Genomic DNA, 21,760 nt, shown 5'->3' with positions numbered 1-21,760 from the left:
AGATTGAGATTCAAATGAAAGATGCTATAATAGTAAGGAAAGTGACCGCCTATTTAGTCATGAAAGGAAGGATTGGAGAAAAAAAATGAAGAGACGAGTGGAATTATTTTTAATCATCCTGTTACCGATTCTAGGACTGGTTTTTCTTGGAGGAAAAATCATGACCCTGACCAAAAGGCCGGAGCAGAAGATAACAAGCACTTCTTCAAAGAAAGTTGTACAAAAATCAAAGGAAGAAATAAAAAAAGAGCAAATCGCTTATCTAAAAGAGCACGAGCAAGAAATCGTCGATTTTGTGAAATCCCAAAATCCAAAAGTCGAATCCGTTCAGGTTAATTGGAACAGTATGCAAATTGAAGAGTCTGGGAATGGAACGCCTCAGGGTGGTGGATACAATTTATCTATTTCTGGTAAAATTAATCAATTAGAAAACACAAAATTCTCCGTTGATTTTTACCTAGAAGATCAAAATAGCATACCAACTATCAAAAAAATGGGGATGCTAAATGATATCTATATCGAGGAAAATGGTGGCTGGAAAATTTTTTCCTAAGTAAATAGAAGTATTAGTGTTATTAGGAAACATGAAAAGTAAAATGAATTGTACACTTAAGTTAATATCTTTAATGCTAATTTTCACAATTATTGGAGGTTGTAGTGTAAAGCAAAAAGCTCATACGAAACAAGCACAAACTGCAACCTCTTCCTCCACTAAAGAAGATACAGCAACTGTTACTCAAAGGCAAGTCGACTTCTTAAAAAAACACGAGTCCGAAATTACGAACTACATAAAGTCGAATGATCCAGAAGTTGTTCGGGTCAAGTATGACTGGGATAGCGTGAAAGTAGGAGATAGTGGTTCTTTTACAGAATCTGGGTTTGACATTCGTTTAAAGGTCTATGGGGCAAATGATAAGGAACTCAATGGTTATTCATTTTTTATTGTCCCAAAACCAAATGTTGAGAATCCAACTTCAATTGATTCAATCTCTGGTTCGAATTTTCCTTAATAAAATCAACAGATCATTCTAGCTATGAAGAGGGAAGGATTCCAAAAATACTTAAGCTATGAGTTTATAATAGATCCAGAAATGATAGGTGGACATTTTAAAGAAAAATCTGTACAAAATGGTAGGAGGACTTATGAAAAGTCGAAAAATCATGATGATAGGTGTATCAATTGCGGTGGTGCTATGTATAGTTGGATGTACCGTGAAACAGAAGGAAGATACCAAGCAAGATAAAACGAATGTTTCATCGTCAATCAAAGTAGACAAAAAAGCCATTAAACAAAAACAGCTCGCTATTCTCAAGGAACATGAGCAAGAAATCGTCGATTTTGTGAAAGCCCAAAATCCGAAAGTTGAATCCGTTCAAATATATTGGGATGAAACTGAGTGGGGAGTAGCAGGAAATGGGACGCCACAAGGTGGTGACGAGATGATTCTCATTTTTGGCGGATTTAATCAAAATTCTGAATCGAGTTGGAGAGTTGATGTAGTTGTGGAAGATGGAAAAATAAAATTAAAGACAATGTCTTTGGGCCAATACTTAAGGATAGGTGGAAGAATTTTCGAATAAATAAGTTGATAGATCAATTTGAAGTGTATAGATTGGAGAAGATTAAATGAAGAGACAAATGGAACTATTTTTGATTATTTTGTTACCAATCCTAGGACTGGTTTTTCTTGGAGGAAAAATCATGCCCTTGACCAAAAGACCCGAACAGAAGATAACGACCTCATCTCCAAAGAAAGTCGTACAAAAACCAGAAGGAGACATAAAAAAAGAACAACTGGACTACCTAAAAGAACACGAACAGAAGGTTATTGATTTAGTCAAAGCACAAAATTCAAAAGTTGAATCCGTTCAGATTGATTGGGATCAGACACAATGGGGTGATGGTGGACTGACAACTCCTGAATATTATATGAGTGTTTATGGACGTATAAATAATATTGAAGAATCGGGTTGGGGAGTAGATATCCCAATTAATGATGACAATACATTGAATCTAGATGAGATGTATATAGGATCCGACATTAACATAGGGGGAAGATTATTTGAGTAATTTGAACTTAAAATGATAGGAAAAAACGTGCTATGTGTAAGTAATAGACCATTAGTCTAGATCGTAACCAACGTCATAACTCTTTAATTTAAAACTTTGATAATCAAAAGTAAAGAATTAATTAACTCATGTTTTAAAAAGCTCTATGTAGTGAGATAACTTGATTTTCAAACTATAAATGCTATAATAATTAAAATAATATTCATCTAGTTTTCAATCTTAGAATAGAAAATAGCAGATAAATAGTATGAGTTGAACAAATGACTATTACAATGAGTTTGTTAAGAGAAATGACAGGTGGAAATTTTAGAGAATAATCTGTACAGAATGATAGGAGGACTCATGAAAAGTCGAAAAATCATGATAATAGTTGCTTCAATTGCAGTGTTGCTAAGTATAGGAGGATGTACCGTGAAACATAAAGATGATACAAAACAAGGAAAAACGATTGCTGCTTCATCTACGAAAGACCTAAAGGAAGATGAAGAAACTATAAAGAAAAAACAACTGGACTATCTAAAAGAACACGAACAGGAGATTGTTGATTTAGTCAAAGCACAAAATTCAAAAGTTGAATCCGTTCAGATTGATTGGGATCAGACACAATGGAGTGATGGTGGACTGACAACTCCTGAATATTATATGAATGTTTTTGGACGTATAAATAATATTGAAGAATCGGGTTGGGGAGTAGATATCCCAATTAATGAGGATAATACATTAAATTTAGATGAGATGTATGTAGGATCCTACATTAGAGTAGGGGGGAAATTATTTGACTAATTGGCATTTAAAAAGTTTTGATAATCTATATGCTTCATTAGCAGAATCAGCTTACAGAGATAGACCAAATAAGTTTCCATATGAACAATTGGATCCGGAAAGTCGAAAAAAATTTGATTCAGGGAAATCCATTGAATTTAATTTCTCCATAGATGCAAAAGATAAGGATGGACAGATAACTAAAGGTGGCGGTACGGATCTACCGAATGGTGGCAATGTTTATCTTCAACCGGATAATAAAAAGTTGTTAGAGGATGAAGAAACTGGATACCACGCTTATTATGTCACAGATACTGATACGATCAACGCGAATACGCACCAGACTTATTTTTCGATTCGTGGAAGTGATGGTTTTGGAATTAATTTACCACAAATCAAAAAAGGTAATTTTAAGGAATTTAACTATCAAGATTGGATCAATAATGATGCAGCTTTTGCTCTTACGGATGCGATCGTCCCTCAAGCACAGTATGCTACAAAAGGGATGAAAGAAAAGATCGCTGAATTAGAGGAAAAAGCTGCACCGGATGCTAAAATGGATGTAACGGCTCATTCGCTTGGAACAATGGTATCCGTACAAGGTTTGGCAGGATTATCTGAATCAGAATTGAATCACGTTGGAAAAGCAGTTCTTTTTGATGGCCCAGATACAACAGCTAGTTTAAAAAAAGCTGGGTATAGTGATGAAAAACTGAAATTATTGGATAAAAAAATTGTTTATTATGTCAATCCTTTTGATCCAGTTAGTATGCTCAATCGTGATAAACCATGGGATCAACAACTTGGTCAAGTTAATGTAGTTGTCCCGATTAAGTATACTAGTATGATGGACAAGTATTCATCCCATGATTTTGGTGCCTATCAAATAGATAGTTATGGGAATATCCTAACTGCATCGGAATCCTATCATCCAGAGTTGTTAGTTGCTGGCCAGAGACTTGCTAAGCTGAATAGAAGAACTATAGATAACCTGAAGAATTATATTCCTGAGGAAGCAATTGAACGCATTGTGACAATGAAACCAGAAGTATTTCAAAAACTTGCTTCATTGTTACATGAAGCATTAAAAGATCCTTGGAATAATAAGACAGAAATTTATTTAATATTACGTGACGGATTTGGTATTGGTATCACTGATGCCACGAAAATAGCAGCTAATATACCCTCAATTGCTTCAGGACTTTCAGAATATTTACAAGAATATGCTAAAATTATAAAAGATGCTCAGAAAGCTTCTTTGGAATGGGATCGAAAAAATTTAGACCTTAAGAATCCCAATAATTTGCACAACAAAATTAAAAGTGCTGGGAGCTATGCGGAACGAATCTTACTTCGAACAGAATTGTTATATGCAGCAGTTCAATTGGCAGATGCAGATATTGAGCAGAAGGTGTCAGAAACAGAGAAAATGATCACGACTGCGGAAAAAAATGTAAAAGCTTCGGTTGAATCATCCAGAAATACTGTTTATGCATTAGGATGGGCATTATCGGCAAGTGAAAGAGAAAGTTTAATGACTGACTTGACTTTTGAACATTTGTGGGATAGCGGAATTGCGGAGACCGATAAAAGTAATTTAAAGAACTACAAAGAAAAAATGAGTGGCTTCTCAAAGAGTATGATTCAATGTGCGCAGAAACTTGTAGAGGTTGATGAACAAGGCGCTGCTGATATTTTTGGATCCTTATCATAAAAGAAGGAGAAAACGATGCCAATAAGTTTACCGTTTATGAATGAAAAACTACTGGAAGTACTGAAAGCACAGCAGAGATTAGCAGTAAAAGCGGCTGTTGCAGTGGCAGTAAATACTATAAAATTTACAAATGCTCCTCTTCAACGAAACTTGAAAACAAAAGCAGAGGAATTGGAAAACTATGCTAAAAAGACTTACAGTCAAAATATCACGGATGGTCTTGAGGGGCAAGCCGCAACTGCAGCAAAAGACTATTTATCTAAAGTGAGTAAACCAGAACTGACTAGTCCGCTAAGAAATTGAGAATTGACAGAAGATGAAGGAAAACCTTTATAAATTAGAACTTGAATTTGATAGCAAAATGAAACAGTTAAAGAAAAAAGAGGAATCTCTTGAAGAAGATCTCTCTTATTTTCTACAGCAAACGGACCAGTTGAAAGAAGAAGTCTATCGCATGGCAGAAGGTGAGTTACCTGCCGAAGTTCATACTTATTTTTTCCAAATGGATGAAAATAGTGAACGATTTCGACGTGACGTCTTTGAACAATTGGATCAAATCCAGGAAGAGCGCTCAAAGCTCAAATGGGAGTATGATAACGAGATCGATGCTTTCTATAAAAATCAGAAAAAGCTGGAATCGAAAGCAAAAAAAAATCAGTAAGGTTGTCCTTACTGTTTTTTTAGTTGGTTCCAGATGATGCTGTATCTGCGCCACTGTCTGTTGCTGTGGAGCCTTGGTCTTGTGCAGCAGATGAACTGGTTTCTGTAGCAGATGAGCTATCGGTTTCTTTTTGTGAACTTGTTTCTGTATTGCTTGAATTGGTTTGCGTATTGGTATTTGTGTTGGTATCTGTCGCGGTGGAGTCAGAACTTTTATCGTGAACCACGACGACGCTGGTGCTACTAGATGGCTTATCTTCTGTTTTTTGATTGTCTTTATTAAGCAGGCTTATAATCGTAAAAGAAGTGACGATAATCCCTAAAAGACTGGCAATCGTGGCGACAACTGTTTGAAATAGTGACAGGCCTTGTTTGACTTTTTCACCACGTGAGGGTCTTGTATCTGCCTTTTCCTCTGGTTTTTGGTTTTTGTTGCTTCTTGAATATTGTGACATGTTCACTCTCTTTCTATCAAAAATTGTTTTTTAACACTTTCCTATTATAAGTCATTTTCTGAAAAATGTCTAAAAAGAACTGAATTTTATGAAGTGATTTTACCTCATCTCTCTTTATCAAATCCTTGTCCCAAGCGGTTAGAAATGATAAAATAGAAGTTACGTAAAAAGAAAGTGATGGATGCGTAGGACATGATTTATTTTGACAATTCAGCAACGACTAAACCCTATCCAGAAGCCCTTGCGACTTATACAGAAGTAGCGACTCGGATCTGGGGCAACCCATCTAGTTTGCACAATCTAGGTAGTCAAGCTACTCGTATTTTGGAAGCTTCTCGGAAACAAATTGCGGAGCTAATTGGCAAGAAAGCTGATGAAATTTACTTCACGTCTGGTGGGACCGAAGGGGACAACTGGATCCTTAAGGGTGTCGCTTTTGAGAAAGCTCCTTATGGCAAGCATATCATTGTCTCTGACATCGAGCATCCCGCTATCAAGGAGTCCGCTGCTTGGTTAAAGACGCAGGGATTCGAAGTGGATTATGTTCCAGTGGATGCGCGTGGCTTTGTCAAAGTGGATGCCTTGGCTAGTCTTCTCCGTCCGGATACGACCTTGGCCTCTATTATGGCCGTTAACAATGAGATTGGCTCCATCCAGCCCATCCATGAAATTGCGGCTCTCCTTGAGGATCGCCCAACGATTAGTTTCCATGTCGATGCTGTTCAAGCTTTAGCTAAGGTAGAAACAAAAGTCTATCTACCAGAGCGCGTGGACTTTGCGACCTTCTCTAGTCACAAATTCCATGGCCTTCGTGGAGTTGGCTTTGTCTACATCAAAGAAGGCAAAAAGATCACACCCCTCTTAACGGGTGGAGGTCAAGAAAAAGAAATGCGCTCGACAACTGAGAACGTGGCAGGGATCGCAGCAACAGCAAAAGCCCTACGCTTAGCTATGGAAAACCAAGTAGCTTTTGCTAGCAAGACCCAGCAGATGAAAGAAGTGATCCGCAAAGAATTGGCCAACTATCCAGATGTCACTATCTTTTCTGGTGAGGATCACTTTGCCCCTCACATCTTGACTTTTGGGATCAAGGGAGTTCGTGGTGAAGTAGTGGTCCATGCCTTTGAAGAGTTTGATATTTACATCTCGACCACCAGTGCCTGCTCGTCCAAGGCTGGAAAACCAGCTGGTACCTTGATTGCCATGGGAGTGGACAAGAGTGTTGCACAGACAGCAGTTCGCTTGAGTCTCGATCTGGAAAATGACATGAGCCAAGTCGAGCAATTCTTGACCAAGTTCAAACTGATTTACGAACAAACACGAAAAGTACGCTAATTTTAGAAGGAAATCAATATGACCTTAACCTATTCAGAAATTATGATTCGCTATGGAGAGCTTTCTACTAAAGGGAAAAACCGCATGCGTTTCATCAATAAACTTCGCAATAATATCCAAGATGTTTTATCTATTTATCCGGCTGTCAAAGTGACAGCGGACCGCGATCGGGCTCATGCTTATCTACATGGGACGGATTATGAGCCGGTGGCAGAATCCCTCAAGCAAGTTTTTGGAATCCAAAATTTTTCACCTGTTTACAAGATCGAAAAATCAGTACCAGCCTTAAAAGCAGCGGTGCAAGAGATTATGAAGGAGATATACAAGGACGGCTTGACCTTTAAAATCTCAAGTAAGCGTAGCGATCACACTTTTGAACTCGATAGTCGCGAACTCAATCAAACCCTAGGTGGTGCTGTCTTTGAAGCCATTCCAACCATTCAGGCCCAAATGAAAAAACCAGATATCAATCTGCAAGTCGAAATCCGAGAAGAAGCAGCCTACATCTCTTATGAAACCATCAAGGGAGCAGGAGGTCTTCCAGTTGGGACTTCTGGGAAAGGGATGCTCATGCTTTCTGGTGGGATCGACTCTCCAGTAGCTGGCTACCTAGCCTTGAAGCGCGGTGTGGACATTGAGGCGGTTCACTTTGCGAGTCCCCCATATACCAGCCCAGGTGCTCTTAAAAAAGCCCATGATTTAACACGGAAGTTGACCAAGTTTGGGGGCAATATCCAATTTATCGAGGTGCCCTTCACAGAGATCCAAGAGGAAATCAAGGCAAAAGCGCCGGAAGCTTACCTCATGACCCTGACCCGTCGCTTTATGATGCGCATCACAGATCGTATTCGCGAGGTTCGCGGTGGTTTGGTGATTATTAATGGTGAAAGCTTAGGACAAGTGGCTAGTCAAACCTTAGAGAGTATGCAGGCCATCAATGCGGTAACCAATACACCGGTTATCCGTCCAGTGGTAACCATGGACAAGTTGGAAATCATCGATATTGCCCAAGCCATTGATACCTTTGAAATCTCTATCCAACCGTTTGAAGACTGTTGTACCATCTTTGCACCAGATCGTCCAAAGACGAATCCGAAACTCAAAAATGCAGAGCAGTATGAGCAACGGTTGGATGTGGAAGCCTTAGTTGAGCGAGCTGTAGCAGGCATCATCGTAACAGAGATCACACCAAAAGTAGAAAAAGACGAGGTTGATGACCTGATTGAGGATTTGCTATAGGAGAGACTGGGCGTATCCAGCCTCTTTTTCTAACCAACTTAAAGGAGACAAGATGAAAAAAATTATCGTATTAATGACAAGTTTGCTTCTGTTGACAGGCTGTGTCAAAGTATCGTTTACTGGCCCGAAAAAAGAAGAGAAGACTAGCCAATCAAGCAATAGAAAAAAAGAACCCCTCACATTTGTCAGGGCCGAGCAGTATAAAGACCAGGACAACGAAGTCTTGGAAGCGTCTGAGAAATTTATCAAGGAACATCCAACGCTTGGAGAAGCTGGAAAATTATTTGTCTTTTTTCCAGGATATACCTTTGGAAATGAGGAAAATCGCTTCGCCTTATTCTTTATTGTGAATCGTACCACCACAACCATCGATCGTGATGGATCCTTTGTCCTGAATTTGGAATATGATGGAGAGCCACTTTTTAAAGATGTCACAGTGGACTATGAAGTGAGCGAATCAGGGGTGTTGAAACCTAATACGGCTGCAGCCATTCCTATCAAAATCACCAAGGAACAAGAAGAAAAGATGAAGAGCATGAACGATTCTTCAAAAGCAAAAATGAGCTTCAATGACTTTAAATTTAAGGATAAGTAGATGAAGAAGTCGGACTGACAAGCGATCTTAAAATAAAAGATATAAAATAATCGATTTTATAAAAGAAATTCGTTTTCAAAGCGCAAAAATACTTGTCTTTGTCTGATAGAAGTGATATACTAAGAGAGTTGACTATGCACATGCCTGTGCAACCGCTCGAACATCGTCGCTCATTTCCATGAGAGTAAGTGGTTCGTCCCACGATGCTAGGCGAGTCTTCACAAAAATACGGGGAAACCCAAAAATACATAGGAGGTGCATAATGAGCACATACGCAATCATTAAAACTGGCGGAAAACAAGTTAAAGTTGAAGTTGGTCAAGCTATCTACGTTGAAAAATTGAACGTTGAAGCTGGTCAAGAAGTTACATTTAACGAAGTTGTTCTTGTTGGTGGTGAAAACACTGTTGTCGGAACTCCACTTGTTTCAGGAGCTACTGTTGTTGGAACTGTTGAAAAACAAGGAAAACAAAAGAAAGTTGTTACTTACAAGTACAAACCTAAAAAAGGTAGCCACCGTAAACAAGGTCACCGTCAACCTTACACTAAAGTTGTCATCAACGCTATCAACGCTTAATTTTAGGAGAACACATGATACAAGCAGTCTTTGAACGAGCCGAAGATGGCGAGCTGAGGAGTGCAGAAATCACTGGGCACGCTGGAAGCGGTGAATACGGCTTTGATGTCGTGTGTGCATCGGTTTCGACTCTAGCCATTAACTTTGTCAACTCTGTTGAGAAATTTGCAGGCTACGAACCGGATCTAGAATTAAACGAAGAAGAAGGTGGCTTCCTGCGGGTGACGATCCCGACAGATATTCCACCTCATCAAAGAGAAATGACCCAACTATTCTTTGAATCATTTTTCTTAGGGATGGCAAACTTATCGGAGAACTCATCAGAGTTCGTCCAAACAAGAGTTATCACAGAAAACTAACATGGAGGAAAACAATTATGTTGAAATTGAATCTTGCTAACTTGCAACTTTTCGCCCACAAAAAAGGTGGAGGTTCTACATCAAACGGACGTGATTCACAAGCAAAACGTCTTGGAGCTAAAGCAGCTGATGGACAAACTGTAACAGGTGGATCTATCCTTTACCGTCAACGCGGTACTCACATCTACCCAGGTGTGAACGTTGGACGTGGTGGAGACGATACTTTGTTCGCAAAAGTTGAAGGCGTAGTACGCTTCGAACGTAAAGGTCGCGATAAAAAACAAGTTTCTGTTTACCCAATCGCAAAATAAAAAGGTTTCCTTAACCTTTTTATCCCGAGCCTTGAAATATTAAGGTGAGGAAGCTAGAAATAGCATAAATCAAAGCTTTCCGGATTAACGGAAGGCTTTTTTCTTTTATTTATTTAAAAATATCATGTTTACTCTTGTTAATATAATGTTTGAATTTGTGTTTTTTGAAAAAAGTAGTATAATAGAGACAAATATAGTAGGAATGGAAGTAGTACCATGAAAGATAGCAGACATGTTGAAATTCTTCAGGAACTGGATCGAAAAAGTGTGGTATCGGTCAAAGAGCTTAAGGAACTCTTTGGGGTGACAGACATGACCATTCGTCGCGATCTGATCGATCTTGAAAAACAAGGTCTTTTAGTTCGTGTACATGGTGGGGCCCACAAAAAAGTCAAAGATAGTTTATTAGAAGCTTCTCACAGTGAGAAAAATCTGATCAATATTGATGAGAAACGATCCATTGCCAAAAAATGTGCAGACTTGATCGAAAATGGGGATACCGTCTTTATTGGCTCTGGTACAACAACAGACTTTATCGGAGATTATTTAGAAGGGAAAGAAATTAGCATCGTCACCAACTCCCTACCAATTTTTGAGAAATTAAAGGATTTTCCAAATTATGACCTGATCTTAGTTGGTGGTCGCTACCGGGTGAAGACACAAACTTTTGTCGGTCAATTTGCCAATAAACTCTTGAAAGAAATCAAGGTTTCTAAAGCTTTCATCGGGGTCAATGGAATCGATGGCCATAGTGTATCTACTGCTAATGAAGAAGAAGGAAATGGCAATGCCATTATTCTGAACAATGCGATAGAGAAATATGTGGTAGCTGATAACAGCAAGTTTGATAGTTATTCCTTCTACAGTTTCTATCGTGTGGAAGATCTAAATGCCATTATTACCGATGATAGTATTCCAAAGAAAATCAAAGACAAATACGCCTTGTATACGAGAATCATATAAAATCAGAGGCTGGGACAAAAGTCCTAGCCTCTCAATTGTCTTTGGATTGTTGAGCAAGACGCAGTGGTTGAGTGGGCTCTACTACGCTGATTTCATCAGCTTTTACAGCCCTACTCAACTGTGCGGAGGTGGGACGACGAAATCGAATTCTAACGAATTACCGATTTCTGTCCCACTCTCACTTTTTACTTATTTAATAATGTTAGAAAATGACGGTTAGGAAGCGCTTTAAAGGGTAATATAAACAAAAATAAACAAAATACGACAAAAAATGATTGACAATCAATCAATATAGTGATATACTCTAACCATAAAATAAATAGTTAGATAAGGAGGTGGCAACAATGGGATTAAATCAACTCTTTAACAAAGATCTTGTGTTTTGCCTACATGCCAAGGATCAAACAGATCTCTTTGAGCAGGTAGCAAGCTTATTGGAAGAGCGACAGATTGTGACACCAACCTATCGTTCCGCTTTGATTGAGCGTGAAAAGTCTTTCCCGACTGGATTAGACATGGAATTTCTTGGTAAGGACTTACCAAATGTGGCGATCCCGCATACAGACATTGTCCATAATCTCACTGAGAATGTGGTCGTGGTTCGTTTGGATCAACCCGTAACTTTCCATAATATGATTGCTCCAGATAAGGAAGTTCAAGTTTCACTCTTATTCTTTATTATCAATAATACGAGCTCAAGCCAAACCAATATTTTGGCCCAGCTGATGGATTTCTTTACATCCAATGGAAATCTCGAAGCTCTATCAAAATTAGATAGTGAAGATAAGCTTTATCAATACATTACGGAAACTATTTCCTAAAACATTCGTAAATATTTATAACGGAGGACATCCAAATGATTAAAATTTTAGCTGCCTGTGGTGCAGGTGTTAACTCTAGCCACCAAATTAAGAGTGCCTTGGAAGAAGAGTTGTCAAACCGTGGTTATGATGTGCGTTGTGACGCTGTCATGGTCAAAGACGTCAATGAAGATTTGATTTCAGGTTATGATATCTTTACTCCAATTGCTGCAACTGATTTGGGATTCGATCCTGGTATTCCAGTGGTAGAAGCAGGACCAATTTTATTCCGTATTCCAGCGATGAGTGCGCCAGTCTTTGATAACATCGAAGCTGCCATTAAAGAACATGGATTAAGTTAATATTTTTTTAAAACAGTTTGTAAGCGTTATCCAATTATAAAAGTGGGAACACTTTATGCCGTAAATTACAAAAAAATTATAAATCGGGAGGATTTATTATGAATGGCATTATTGATTTTGCCAATAAGTTTTTCAAACCCATCCTAGACATGGGTGCTCCGATCATCATGTTGATCGTCTTGACTTTATTGGCTCTCTTGTTTGGAGTGAAATTCTCTAAAGCCCTTGAAGGCGGTATTAAACTTGCCATCGCCCTTACTGGTATCGGTGCTATCATCGGTATGTTGAATGGAGCTTTCTCAGCATCTCTTGCAAAATTCGTTGAGAACACTGGTATTCAATTGAATATCACTGACGTTGGTTGGGCGCCTCTTGCGACCATCACTTGGGGGTCTGCCTGGACACTTTACTTCTTGTTGATTATGTTGATCGTCAACGTTATCATGCTTGCGATCAAGAAGACTGATACACTTGACGTCGATATCTTCGATATCTGGCACTTGTCTATCACTGGTCTTTTGATCAAATGGTATGCGGACAACAACGGTGTCAGCCAAGGTTTATCACTCTTCTTGGCAACTCTTGCAGTTGTCCTTGTAGGGATTATGAAAATCATCAACTCAGACTTGATGAAACCAACATTTGATGATCTTTTGAATGCACCAAGTTCATCACCTATGACTTCAACTCACATGAACTACATGATGAACCCAATCATCATGGTCTTGGATAAAATCTTTGACAAATTCTTCCCTGGTCTTGATAAATACGACTTCGACGCTGCTAAATTGAACAAGAAGATCGGTTTCTGGGGATCTAAATTCTTTATCGGTTTCCTTCTTGGTATCGTCATCGGTATCATGGGTACTCCACATCCAGTAGCTGGTGTCCCAGATGCTGCCAAATGGGAATTGGTTATTAAAGGTTGGTTGAGCCTTGGTTTGACTGCCGGTGTCTGCTTGGAATTGTTCTCATTGATCGGTTCTTGGTTCATCGCAGCGGTAGAACCATTGTCACAAGGTATTACAAACGTTGCTACTAAACGTCTTCAAGGACGTAAATTCAACATCGGTTTGGACTGGCCATTTATCGCTGGTCGTGCTGAAATCTGGGCTTGTGCGAACGTACTTGCACCAATCATGTTGATCGAAGCTGTGCTTCTTTCTAAAGTCGGAAATGGTATCTTGCCACTTGCAGGTATCATCGCTATGGGTGTGACTCCAGCCTTGTTGGTTGTAACACGCGGTAAATTGATCCGTATGATCATCTTCGGAAGCCTTCTCTTGCCACTCTTCCTTCTTTCAGGTACATTGATTGCACCATTTGCAACTCAATTGGCTAAGAGTGTTGATGCCTTCCCTAAAGGGGTAGCTTCTACTCAATTGATCACTCACTCAACTCTTGAAGGACCAGTTGAAAAATTGCTCGGTTGGACAATCGGTAACGCTACAACTGGAGATATCAAAGCTATCCTTGGTGTAGTTGTCTTCTTGGCATTCTATATCGGAATCTTCGCTTGGTACAGAAAACAAATGATCAAACGTAACGAAGAATATGCTGCAAATGCAAAATAATCGTCATATGTAGTTTGAAAACTGACACCATATCTTTTGTGGATATGGTGTTTTTATTTTAAAAAAATGTTCGAAAATAAACAATTTAATGTTGACTTTCGTTCAAAATAGGTGTAATATAATATCAAAAGTAAGAAAATGTTCCTTTGTGAAAAATTAACAACAGGGATATTTGCTGAAACGAACAAAAGGAGGACAGGACATGTCTATTGTAATTGGTGCAGATGCTGCAGGATTAAGATTAAAAGATCTCGTGAAAGAGTTTCTTGTAAAAGAAAACTTCGATGTTGTGGATGTAACTGCTGAAGGTCAAGATTTTGTAGATGTGACACTTGCAGTTGCGAGCGAAGTGAACAAAAACGATCAAAATCTTGGAATCGTAATTGATGCTTACGGAGCTGGTCCATTTATGGTTGCAACTAAAATCAAAGGAATGGTGGCAGCAGAAGTTTCAGATGAACGGTCTGCTTATATGACACGTGGACACAACAATTCTCGAATGATTACCATGGGTGCTGAAATTGTTGGGGATGAATTGGCCAAGAACATTGCCAAAGGCTTCGTCAATGGTAAATACGACGGTGGTCGTCACCAAATCCGTGTCGATATGTTGAATAAGATGTGCTAATGAGAGGAGAATTCAAATGAGAATTGCAATTGGTTGTGATCACATTGTGACAAATGAAAAAATGGCTGTTTCTGATTTTTTGAAATCAAAAGGATACGAAGTGCTCGACTTTGGGACTTATGACCATACACGTACCCACTATCCAATCTTTGGTAAGAAAGTCGGTGAAGCCGTAGCAAGTGGCCAAGCAGATCTTGGTGTTTGTATCTGTGGTACTGGTGTTGGGATTAACAATGCTGTTAACAAAGTACCTGGTATCCGTTCTGCCTTGGTACGCGATATGACAACTGCTCTCTATGCAAAAGAAGAATTGAACGCGAATGTCATCGGATTTGGTGGTAAAATTACTGGTGAATTGCTCATGTGCGATATCATTGAAGCATTTATCCACGCTGAATACAAACCAACTGAAGAAAATAAAAAATTGATCGCTAAGATCCAACATGTGGAAACCCATAATGCTCATCAAGCGGATGCTGATTTCTTTACAGAATTCCTTGAAAAATGGGACCGTGGTGAATACCACGACTAAGAGGTGACGTATGATATTAACGGTCACGATGAACCCTTCGATTGATATTTCTTATCCTTTGGATGTACTCCAGTTGGATACAGTCAATCGTGTGGCTGAGGTGAGTAAGACAGCTGGTGGGAAAGGTCTTAATGTTACTCGTGTACTTTCTGAGATAAAGGATCCAGTGGCAGCGACCGGCCTACTTGGTGGTCGGACGGGGCAATTCATTCTCGATCATTTAGAAGAAGGGATAGAGGAACGTTTCTTTGAAATTGCTGGAGATACACGTAATTGTATCGCCATCCTTCACGAAGGCAAGCAAACAGAAATCTTAGAAAAAGGTCCAACCATTTCTGAGAAAGAAGGGCAAGGTTTCCTCGACCATTACCGTCACTTGATCGATCAAGTGGAAGTGGTTGCGATCTCAGGTAGTCTTCCTGCTGGTTTACCAGTGGATTATTATGCTAGCCTTGTCAAGATTGCAAGGGAAGCTGGAAAACCAGTCGTACTCGACTGCTCGGGAGCTTCTTTAGAAGCTGCGATTCAAGCAGCTGTCAAGCCTACAGTCATTAAGCCTAACAATGAAGAGTTGTCTCAATTGTTAGGAAAAGAAGTGAGCAAGAATGTGGAAGACCTAAAAGAAATTCTTCAGGATTCTCTCTTTGATGGCATCGAATGGGTGATAGTCTCTCTTGGAGCAAATGGCGCTTTTGCGAAGCACGGGGATGTCTTCTATAAGGTAGATATTCCTAAGATTGATGTCGTCAATCCAGTCGGATCTGGTGATTCGACTGTTGCAGGAATTGCATCTGGTCTCTATCATCATGAGAGTGACGCAGACTTGCTCAAGAAAGCAAATGTTCTTGGAATGTTAAATGCGCAAGAAGCACAAACAGGACATGTCAACATGGGGCACTATGATGCCTTGTATCAACAATTAATCGTAAAAGAGGTATAAAATGGTATTAACAGAACAAAAACGCAACTATTTGGAACGTCTTAGTACAAAAGACGGTGTTATTTCAGCTTTGGCCTTCGACCAACGTGGGGCTTTGAAACGCTTGATGGCCAAATACCAGGACACTGAGCCAACTGTAGCACAAATGGAAGAATTGAAAGTTCTTGTAGCAGATGAATTGACAAAATATGCTTCATCAATGTTGTTGGACCCAGAATATGGTTTGCCTGCTACGAAAGCCTTGGACAAAGATGCTGGGCTCTTGCTTGCATATGAAAAGACTGGTTACGATACATCTAGCACCAAACGTTTGCCTGACTGCTTGAACCTTTGGTCAGCAAAACGCATCAAAGAACAAGGTGCAGATGCTGTGAAATTCTTGCTCTACTATGATGTAGATAGTGCAGAAGAACTCAACCAAGAAAAACAAGCTTATATCGAACGCATTGGTTCAGAATGTGTGGCAGAAGACATTCCATTCTTCCTTGAAATCTTGGCTTATGACGAAGGAATTGCGGATGCAACCTCTGCTGAATATGCAAAAGTGAAACCTCGTAAAGTCATTGAAGCTATGAAAGTCTTCTCAGATCCTCGTTTCAATATCGATGTATTGAAAGTAGAAGTTCCAGTTAATGTCAACTACGTGGAAGGATTTGGAGAAGGTGAAGTTGTCTATAGTCGTGAAGAAGCGGCTGCCTTCTTTAAAGAACAAGAAGAAGCAACCAACCTTCCATACATCTACCTCAGTGCTGGTGTATCAGCAAAACTCTTCCAAGAAACTTTGGAATTTGCTCATGCATCAGGTGCTAACTTCAACGGTGTCCTTTGTGGACGTGCGACATGGGCAGGTTCAGTAGAAGCTTACATCAAAGATGGAGAAGCAGCTGCTCGTGAATGGCTTCGTACAGAAGGTCGTCAAAATATTGAAGAATTGAATGCGGTCTTGGCTAAAGTGGCAACACCTTGGACAGAACGCGTGTAAGAAACAAATCGTTATTGCCTCCTAAAGCAACATTTAGAACATTGGAAGGAAGAAATTCCTTCCAATGTTCTTCATTATTTTTAGGCTTTGTTTCTTTTTTATAAAAAATGTTTAAAAATTTTCGCTGTAAGGGTTTACAAAATAAAAAACTTATGATAGAATAAGTCCATAAGTTAAATAGCAGTGAGCGTTACTAAGTTAGATTAGGCGTGACCACAAGTAGATTGAACAATTAGCGTAGGCTAGTTTTTTCAGTTGCTTCGTGGTCATTTTTATTTGCTTTTAACAAATTTTGCAAAGGAGAGCCTCATGTATCGTATTATCCATCCAATGAACAATAATGTTGCTTTGGTTCAAAATGAGCTTCAACAAGAGTTAATTGTTGTTGGGAGTGGGATTGCTTTTGGGAAAAAGAAACATGATCTGGTAGCTGATGATAAGGTCGAAAAAGTATTTCGTTTAAACACGGATGAATCAAGAGAAAACTTTATGGCCCTTCTAAAGGATGTTCCTCTTGATTTCATCACAACCACTTATGAAGTGATTGATACCTTGTCTAAGAAATATGCCTATCCTGTTCAAGAATATATCTATGTGACACTAACAGATCACATCTTTTGTTCTTACCAGGCGGTTCAACAGGGAAGATACAAACACAGTGATCTACCTGATGCGTCTGCTATGCATCCGATCCCCTATAAAATCGCAAAGGAAGCGATTGAAATCTTTCGAGAGCGGCTCTTGGATCAATTTCCCGATGACGAAGTGAACCGCATCGCCTATCACTTCATCAATGCACAAGGGGAAGTCATTCATGAGCAGGATCCTGATGTCCAAGATCGCCAAGCGATTTTGAAAGCTGTAGAGGAAAAATTAGCTCAAAATGGATTGAAACGAAAAGAAGAGAACAGTCATTTCTACGATCGCTTTATGATCCATCTTAATTATTTCCTTGACTCCCTAGATAAGGGAAGAGAGGATCCTGAAGGCTTGAGCGAGATGGAACAACTGATCCAGCTAAGTTATCCAAAGGCTTATGAGATTAGTCATCAGATCTACCAAACCATCGCTGAACAGACTGGAGCTAAGATATCTCCTAATGAAAAAGTCTATTTAGCCTTGCATATTCAACGTCTATTATAAAATTTTTAAAAAGGTTATCATAAGGAGGAACCAACATGAATAAAGAAGAAGTCCAATTACTTGGGTTTGAAATTGTCGCTTATGCCGGTGACGCTCGATCAAAATTGATAGAAGCCTTAAAAGCTGCTGAAAATGGTGATTTTGCGAAAGCAGAATCCTTAGTAGAAGAAGCGGGTAGCTGTATCGCTGAGGCTCACAAATCTCAAACGACCATGCTAGCGCAAGAAGCTGCAGGAGAAGAAATCCCCTATAGCATCACCATGATGCATGGTCAAGACCATCTCATGACAACGATCTTATTAAAAGACGTGATTCACCATCTGATTGAACTGTATAAAAGAGGAGCAAAATAATGAATAAACTGATTGAACTAATTGAAAAAGGGAAACCTTTCTTTGAAAAGATTTCTCGAAACAAATATTTGCGAGCGATTCGGGACGGCTTTATTGCAGGGATGCCTGTGATCCTCTTCTCATCTATCTTCATCCTAATTGCGTATGTACCAAACGCTTGGGGATTCCATTGGTCTAAAGATATTGAAACTTTCTTGATGACTCCATATAGCTATTCTATGGGCATCTTGGCCTTCTTCGTTGGTGGGACAACGGCTAAGGCTTTGACTGATTCAATGAACCGTGACCTCCCAGCAACCAACCAAATCAACTTCATTTCTACAATGTTGGCTTCTATGGTTGGCTTCTTGCTCATGGCTGCTGAACCTGCTAAAGATGGCGGATTCTTAACAGCATTCATGGGGACTAAAGGGTTGTTAACAGCCTTTATTGCTGCATTCATTACTGTTAATGTTTACAAAGTCTGTGTGAAAAACAATGTGACCATCCGCATGCCGGACGAGGTTCCACCAAATATTTCACAAGTATTTAAAGACTTGATTCCATTTACATTATCAGTTGTACTCTTGTATGCACTTGAATTAGTTGTTAAAGCAAGCCTTCATGTAACGGTTGCTGAATCAATCGGTACTCTTCTTGCTCCTCTATTCTCTGCTGCTGATGGTTACCTTGGAATTACAATCATCTTTGGTGCCTTCGCCTTCTTCTGGTTCGTAGGGATTCATGGTCCTTCAATCGTTGAACCAGCTATCGCAGCGATTACTTATGCAAATGCCGAAGTAAACTTGAACTTGATTCAACAAGGAATGCACGCTGATAAGATCCTTACTTCAGGTACTCAAATGTTTATCGTTACTATGGGTGGTACTGGTGCGACTCTTGTCGTTCCATTCATGTTCATGTGGTTAACGAAATCAAAACGTAACCGTGCCATTGGACGTGCATCTGTAGTTCCAACATTCTTTGGTGTCAACGAACCAATCTTGTTCGGTGCTCCATTGGTATTGAACCCAATCTTCTTTGTTCCATTTATCTTTGCTCCAATTGCAAACGTATGGATCTTCAAATTCTTTGTTGATACCTTGGGAATGAACTCATTTACTTCTAACCTACCATGGACAACTCCTGGACCTCTGGGTATTGTTCTTGGTACGAACTTCCAAGTACTTTCCTTCATCCTTGCTGCACTTCTAGTAGTAGTGGACGTAATCATTTACTATCCATTCGTGAAGGTTTATGATGAACAAATTCTTGAAGAAGAACGTTCTGGTAAAGCAAACGACAGCTTAAAAGAAAAAGTTGCTGCAAACTTCAATACAGCTAAAGCAGATGCGATTCTTGAAAAAGCTGGTGTTGAAGACGAACCTGTTCAAAACAATATCACAAAAGAAACAAACGTCTTGGTTCTCTGTGCCGGTGGTGGTACCAGTGGACTCCTTGCCAATGCCTTAAACAAGGCAGCAGCAGAATACAATGTTCCTGTCAAAGCAGCAGCAGGTGGCTATGGTGCTCACCGTGAAATGTTGCCAGAATTTGACTTGGTTATCCTTGCTCCTCAGGTTGCTTCTAACTATGAAGACATGAAGGCTGAAACAGATAAACTTGGAATCAAATTGGCTAAGACTGAAGGAGCTCAATACATCAAGTTGACTCGTGATGGTAAAGGCGCTCTTGCATTCGTTCAAGCTCAATTCGATTAACGATAGGGACTGTGAAACAGTCTCCTATCGTAACGGAAATCGCTATGGCGATTTTCCTAATCGACTTGTTAATTCGTCGGTAAAAATATATCGTTTTTACCTCCTCATGTCACAATTCGGTGGCTTGGTACAAGAAGTGAGATGGAGATGGATGGCTCACTAACTCCTCTCCATCTTGCTTTATTTTTATTTTATGATTGAGAAGGGGAAACTTATGTCAAAAACATTACCTAAAGATTTTATTTTCGGTGGGGCAACAGCGGCATATCAGGCTGAAGGTGCAACTCATACAGATGGTAAAGGACCAGTTGCATGGGACAAATACTTAGCAGACAACTATTGGTATACTGCTGAACCAGCAAGTGATTTCTACCATAAATATCCAGTAGACCTACAGTTGGCGGAAGAATATGGCGTAAACGGAATTCGTATTTCTATTGCTTGGTCACGTATTTTTCCAACTGGTTATGGTGAAGTCAATCCAAAAGGGGTTGAATTCTACCACAATCTATTTGCGGAATGCCACAAACGTCATGTAGAACCATTCGTAACTCTTCACCACTTTGATACTCCGGAAGCTCTTCACTCAAACGGAGACTTCTTGAATCGTGAAAATATCGAACACTTCGTAGATTATGCTGCCTTCTGTTTTGAAGAATTCCCAGAAGTCAACTATTGGACAACCTTCAATGAAATTGGCCCAATCGGTGATGGTCAATACTTGGTTGGTAAATTCCCACCAGGGATTCAATATGACCTTGCTAAAGTCTTCCAATCACACCACAATATGATGGTTTCTCATGCACGTGCTGTGAAATTGTACAAAGACAAAGGTTACAAAGGTGAAATCGGGGTTGTTCACGCCCTTCCAACTAAGTATCCATTGGATCCTAAAAATCCTGCAGACGTTCGTGCTGCTGAGTTGGAAGATATCATCCACAACAAATTTATCTTGGATGCAACCTACCTTGGACACTATTCAGATGCAACCATGGAAGGTGTAAACCACATTTTGTCTGTTAATGGTGGTAGTCTGGATCTTCGGGACGAAGACTTTGCAGCACTTGAAGCAGCTAAAGATTTGAACGACTTCCTTGGAATTAACTACTACATGAGTGACTGGATGGAAGCCTTTGATGGCGAAACTGAAATCATCCACAATGGTAAAGGGGAAAAAGGAAGCTCTAAATACCAAATCAAAGGTGTTGGACGTCGTGTAGCTCCTGACTATGTACCTCGTACTGACTGGGACTGGATCATCTACCCTCAAGGTTTGTATGATCAAATCATGCGTGTCAAGAAAGATTATCCAAACTACAAGAAGATCTACATCACTGAAAACGGACTTGGATACAAAGATGAATTTGTGGACAACACGGTTTACGATGATGGCCGGATTGATTATGTGAAACAACACTTGGAAGTATTGTCTGATGCGATTGCCGATGGTGCAAACGTCAAGGGCTACTTCATCTGGTCATTGATGGACGTCTTCTCATGGTCTAATGGTTATGAAAAACGTTACGGACTCTTCTATGTTGACTTTGAAACCCAAGAGCGCTATCCGAAGAAATCGGCTCATTGGTACAAGAAAGTAGCTGAAACTCAAGTGATTGAATAAGTATCAACTGGAACTGTTTTAGTTCCAGTTTTTTATTTTCACTTGATGAAGGTCTCTTAAACGCATCTCTTCTTTCAGCCCCTA

Annotated in this window: 27 protein-coding genes and 1 other annotated feature; of the genes, 26 read left to right on the top strand and 1 reads right to left on the bottom strand. The window is 39.6% G+C overall.

The window, feature by feature from the left end:
• Positions 1-85: 85 nt before the first annotated feature.
• The 8 genes from PCY11_RS03950 (at position 86) to PCY11_RS03915 (ending at position 5,208) form a co-directional block, all read left to right on the top strand.
• On the top strand, positions 86-553 hold the full coding sequence (locus PCY11_RS03950; RefSeq protein ID WP_049507336.1) for a hypothetical protein: 468 nt from the start codon (positions 86-88) through the stop codon (positions 551-553).
• A 31-nt stretch (positions 554-584) separates the two neighbouring features.
• On the top strand, positions 585-1,010 hold the full coding sequence (locus PCY11_RS03945) for a hypothetical protein (RefSeq protein WP_070466139.1): 426 nt from the start codon (positions 585-587) through the stop codon (positions 1,008-1,010).
• 133 nt (positions 1,011-1,143) lie between these two features.
• The gene (locus PCY11_RS03940) at positions 1,144-1,581 is read left to right on the top strand and encodes a lipoprotein BUG3 (RefSeq protein ID WP_148130449.1); all 438 of its coding nucleotides are present in this window, start codon (positions 1,144-1,146) and stop codon (positions 1,579-1,581) included.
• A 46-nt stretch (positions 1,582-1,627) separates the two neighbouring features.
• Entirely contained in the window at positions 1,628-2,071 is a 444-nt protein-coding gene (locus PCY11_RS03935; protein ID WP_070466135.1) for a hypothetical protein, read from the top strand.
• Positions 2,072-2,413: 342 nt separating this feature from the next.
• Positions 2,414-2,854, top strand: a complete 441-nt coding sequence (locus tag PCY11_RS03930) for a hypothetical protein (protein ID WP_049507341.1) — start codon at positions 2,414-2,416, stop codon at positions 2,852-2,854.
• A complete protein-coding gene (locus tag PCY11_RS03925) occupies positions 2,847-4,547 on the top strand; it encodes a hypothetical protein (protein WP_301362510.1) in 1,701 nt (566 codons plus the stop codon). The genes PCY11_RS03930 and PCY11_RS03925 overlap by 8 nt, the downstream gene beginning before the upstream one ends.
• A gap of 15 nt (positions 4,548-4,562) precedes the next feature.
• Positions 4,563-4,850 carry a hypothetical protein gene (locus PCY11_RS03920; RefSeq protein WP_080979623.1) on the top strand — a complete coding sequence of 96 codons (288 nt, stop codon included), beginning with the start codon at positions 4,563-4,565 and terminating at the stop codon, positions 4,848-4,850.
• A gap of 13 nt (positions 4,851-4,863) precedes the next feature.
• Positions 4,864-5,208: a hypothetical protein gene (locus PCY11_RS03915; protein ID WP_301362509.1), complete on the top strand. Its 345-nt coding sequence runs from the start codon at positions 4,864-4,866 to the stop codon at positions 5,206-5,208.
• A 19-nt stretch (positions 5,209-5,227) separates the two neighbouring features.
• Here the strand turns inward: PCY11_RS03915 and PCY11_RS03910 are convergent, their stop codons facing one another.
• On the bottom strand, positions 5,228-5,662 hold the full coding sequence (locus tag PCY11_RS03910; RefSeq protein WP_301362508.1) for a DUF6556 family protein: 435 nt from the start codon (positions 5,660-5,662) through the stop codon (positions 5,228-5,230).
• Positions 5,663-5,854: 192 nt separating this feature from the next.
• On the opposite strand from PCY11_RS03910, the gene PCY11_RS03905 reads away from it, so the two are divergent.
• The 18 genes from PCY11_RS03905 to lacG all read left to right on the top strand — a co-directional run bounded on the left by PCY11_RS03905 (position 5,855) and on the right by lacG (position 21,676).
• Positions 5,855-6,997: a cysteine desulfurase family protein gene (locus PCY11_RS03905; RefSeq protein WP_301362507.1), complete on the top strand. Its 1,143-nt coding sequence runs from the start codon at positions 5,855-5,857 to the stop codon at positions 6,995-6,997.
• A gap of 18 nt (positions 6,998-7,015) precedes the next feature.
• Positions 7,016-8,236: a tRNA uracil 4-sulfurtransferase ThiI gene (gene thiI, locus PCY11_RS03900; protein ID WP_070449094.1), complete on the top strand. Its 1,221-nt coding sequence runs from the start codon at positions 7,016-7,018 to the stop codon at positions 8,234-8,236.
• 52 nt (positions 8,237-8,288) lie between these two features.
• Positions 8,289-8,831, top strand: a complete 543-nt coding sequence (locus tag PCY11_RS03895) for a hypothetical protein (protein WP_301362506.1) — start codon at positions 8,289-8,291, stop codon at positions 8,829-8,831.
• Positions 8,832-8,971: 140 nt separating this feature from the next.
• Positions 8,972-9,059: a sequence feature (ribosomal protein L21 leader region), on the top strand.
• Positions 9,060-9,093: 34 nt separating this feature from the next.
• Positions 9,094-9,408, top strand: coding sequence for a 50S ribosomal protein L21 (rplU, locus tag PCY11_RS03890; RefSeq protein ID WP_003002830.1), 315 nt, complete (start codon positions 9,094-9,096; stop codon positions 9,406-9,408).
• 14 nt (positions 9,409-9,422) lie between these two features.
• On the top strand, positions 9,423-9,767 hold the full coding sequence (locus PCY11_RS03885) for a ribosomal-processing cysteine protease Prp (protein ID WP_003002581.1): 345 nt from the start codon (positions 9,423-9,425) through the stop codon (positions 9,765-9,767).
• A 17-nt stretch (positions 9,768-9,784) separates the two neighbouring features.
• Positions 9,785-10,078, top strand: coding sequence for a 50S ribosomal protein L27 (gene rpmA / locus PCY11_RS03880; RefSeq protein WP_003002805.1), 294 nt, complete (start codon positions 9,785-9,787; stop codon positions 10,076-10,078).
• A 216-nt stretch (positions 10,079-10,294) separates the two neighbouring features.
• Entirely contained in the window at positions 10,295-11,041 is a 747-nt protein-coding gene (locus PCY11_RS03875; protein WP_301362505.1) for a DeoR/GlpR family DNA-binding transcription regulator, read from the top strand.
• Positions 11,042-11,385: 344 nt separating this feature from the next.
• On the top strand, positions 11,386-11,862 hold the full coding sequence (locus tag PCY11_RS03870) for a PTS sugar transporter subunit IIA (RefSeq protein ID WP_023918370.1): 477 nt from the start codon (positions 11,386-11,388) through the stop codon (positions 11,860-11,862).
• A 35-nt stretch (positions 11,863-11,897) separates the two neighbouring features.
• The gene (locus PCY11_RS03865; RefSeq protein ID WP_049472544.1) at positions 11,898-12,203 is read left to right on the top strand and encodes a PTS sugar transporter subunit IIB; all 306 of its coding nucleotides are present in this window, start codon (positions 11,898-11,900) and stop codon (positions 12,201-12,203) included.
• Between the two features lie 98 nt (positions 12,204-12,301).
• Positions 12,302-13,777 carry a PTS transporter subunit IIC gene (locus PCY11_RS03860; protein ID WP_049474601.1) on the top strand — a complete coding sequence of 492 codons (1,476 nt, stop codon included), beginning with the start codon at positions 12,302-12,304 and terminating at the stop codon, positions 13,775-13,777.
• A gap of 202 nt (positions 13,778-13,979) precedes the next feature.
• A complete protein-coding gene (gene lacA, locus PCY11_RS03855; protein ID WP_003007724.1) occupies positions 13,980-14,405 on the top strand; it encodes a galactose-6-phosphate isomerase subunit LacA in 426 nt (141 codons plus the stop codon).
• A gap of 16 nt (positions 14,406-14,421) precedes the next feature.
• A complete protein-coding gene (lacB, locus tag PCY11_RS03850) occupies positions 14,422-14,937 on the top strand; it encodes a galactose-6-phosphate isomerase subunit LacB (protein ID WP_003002763.1) in 516 nt (171 codons plus the stop codon).
• Positions 14,938-14,947: 10 nt separating this feature from the next.
• On the top strand, positions 14,948-15,877 hold the full coding sequence (locus PCY11_RS03845) for a tagatose-6-phosphate kinase (protein ID WP_301362504.1): 930 nt from the start codon (positions 14,948-14,950) through the stop codon (positions 15,875-15,877).
• Position 15,878: 1 nt separating this feature from the next.
• The gene (gene lacD / locus PCY11_RS03840) at positions 15,879-16,859 is read left to right on the top strand and encodes a tagatose-bisphosphate aldolase (RefSeq protein WP_049484016.1); all 981 of its coding nucleotides are present in this window, start codon (positions 15,879-15,881) and stop codon (positions 16,857-16,859) included.
• 309 nt (positions 16,860-17,168) lie between these two features.
• Positions 17,169-18,002: a PRD domain-containing protein gene (locus tag PCY11_RS03835; protein ID WP_070466123.1), complete on the top strand. Its 834-nt coding sequence runs from the start codon at positions 17,169-17,171 to the stop codon at positions 18,000-18,002.
• A 35-nt stretch (positions 18,003-18,037) separates the two neighbouring features.
• The gene (locus PCY11_RS03830) at positions 18,038-18,355 is read left to right on the top strand and encodes a PTS lactose/cellobiose transporter subunit IIA (protein WP_049498249.1); all 318 of its coding nucleotides are present in this window, start codon (positions 18,038-18,040) and stop codon (positions 18,353-18,355) included.
• The gene (locus PCY11_RS03825) at positions 18,355-20,055 is read left to right on the top strand and encodes a lactose-specific PTS transporter subunit EIIC (RefSeq protein ID WP_301362503.1); all 1,701 of its coding nucleotides are present in this window, start codon (positions 18,355-18,357) and stop codon (positions 20,053-20,055) included. Before PCY11_RS03830 ends, PCY11_RS03825 begins: the two co-directional genes overlap by 1 nt.
• A 214-nt stretch (positions 20,056-20,269) precedes the next feature.
• Positions 20,270-21,676, top strand: coding sequence for a 6-phospho-beta-galactosidase (gene lacG / locus PCY11_RS03820; protein ID WP_301362502.1), 1,407 nt, complete (start codon positions 20,270-20,272; stop codon positions 21,674-21,676).
• Positions 21,677-21,760: the final 84 nt, after the last annotated feature.

Origin of the sequence: Streptococcus sp. SP8, from assembly GCF_030440045.1 — a bacterium.
Classification (GTDB): Bacteria; Bacillota; Bacilli; order Lactobacillales; family Streptococcaceae; genus Streptococcus; species Streptococcus parasanguinis_I.
This window is presented reverse-complemented; position numbering and strand designations above follow the sequence as displayed.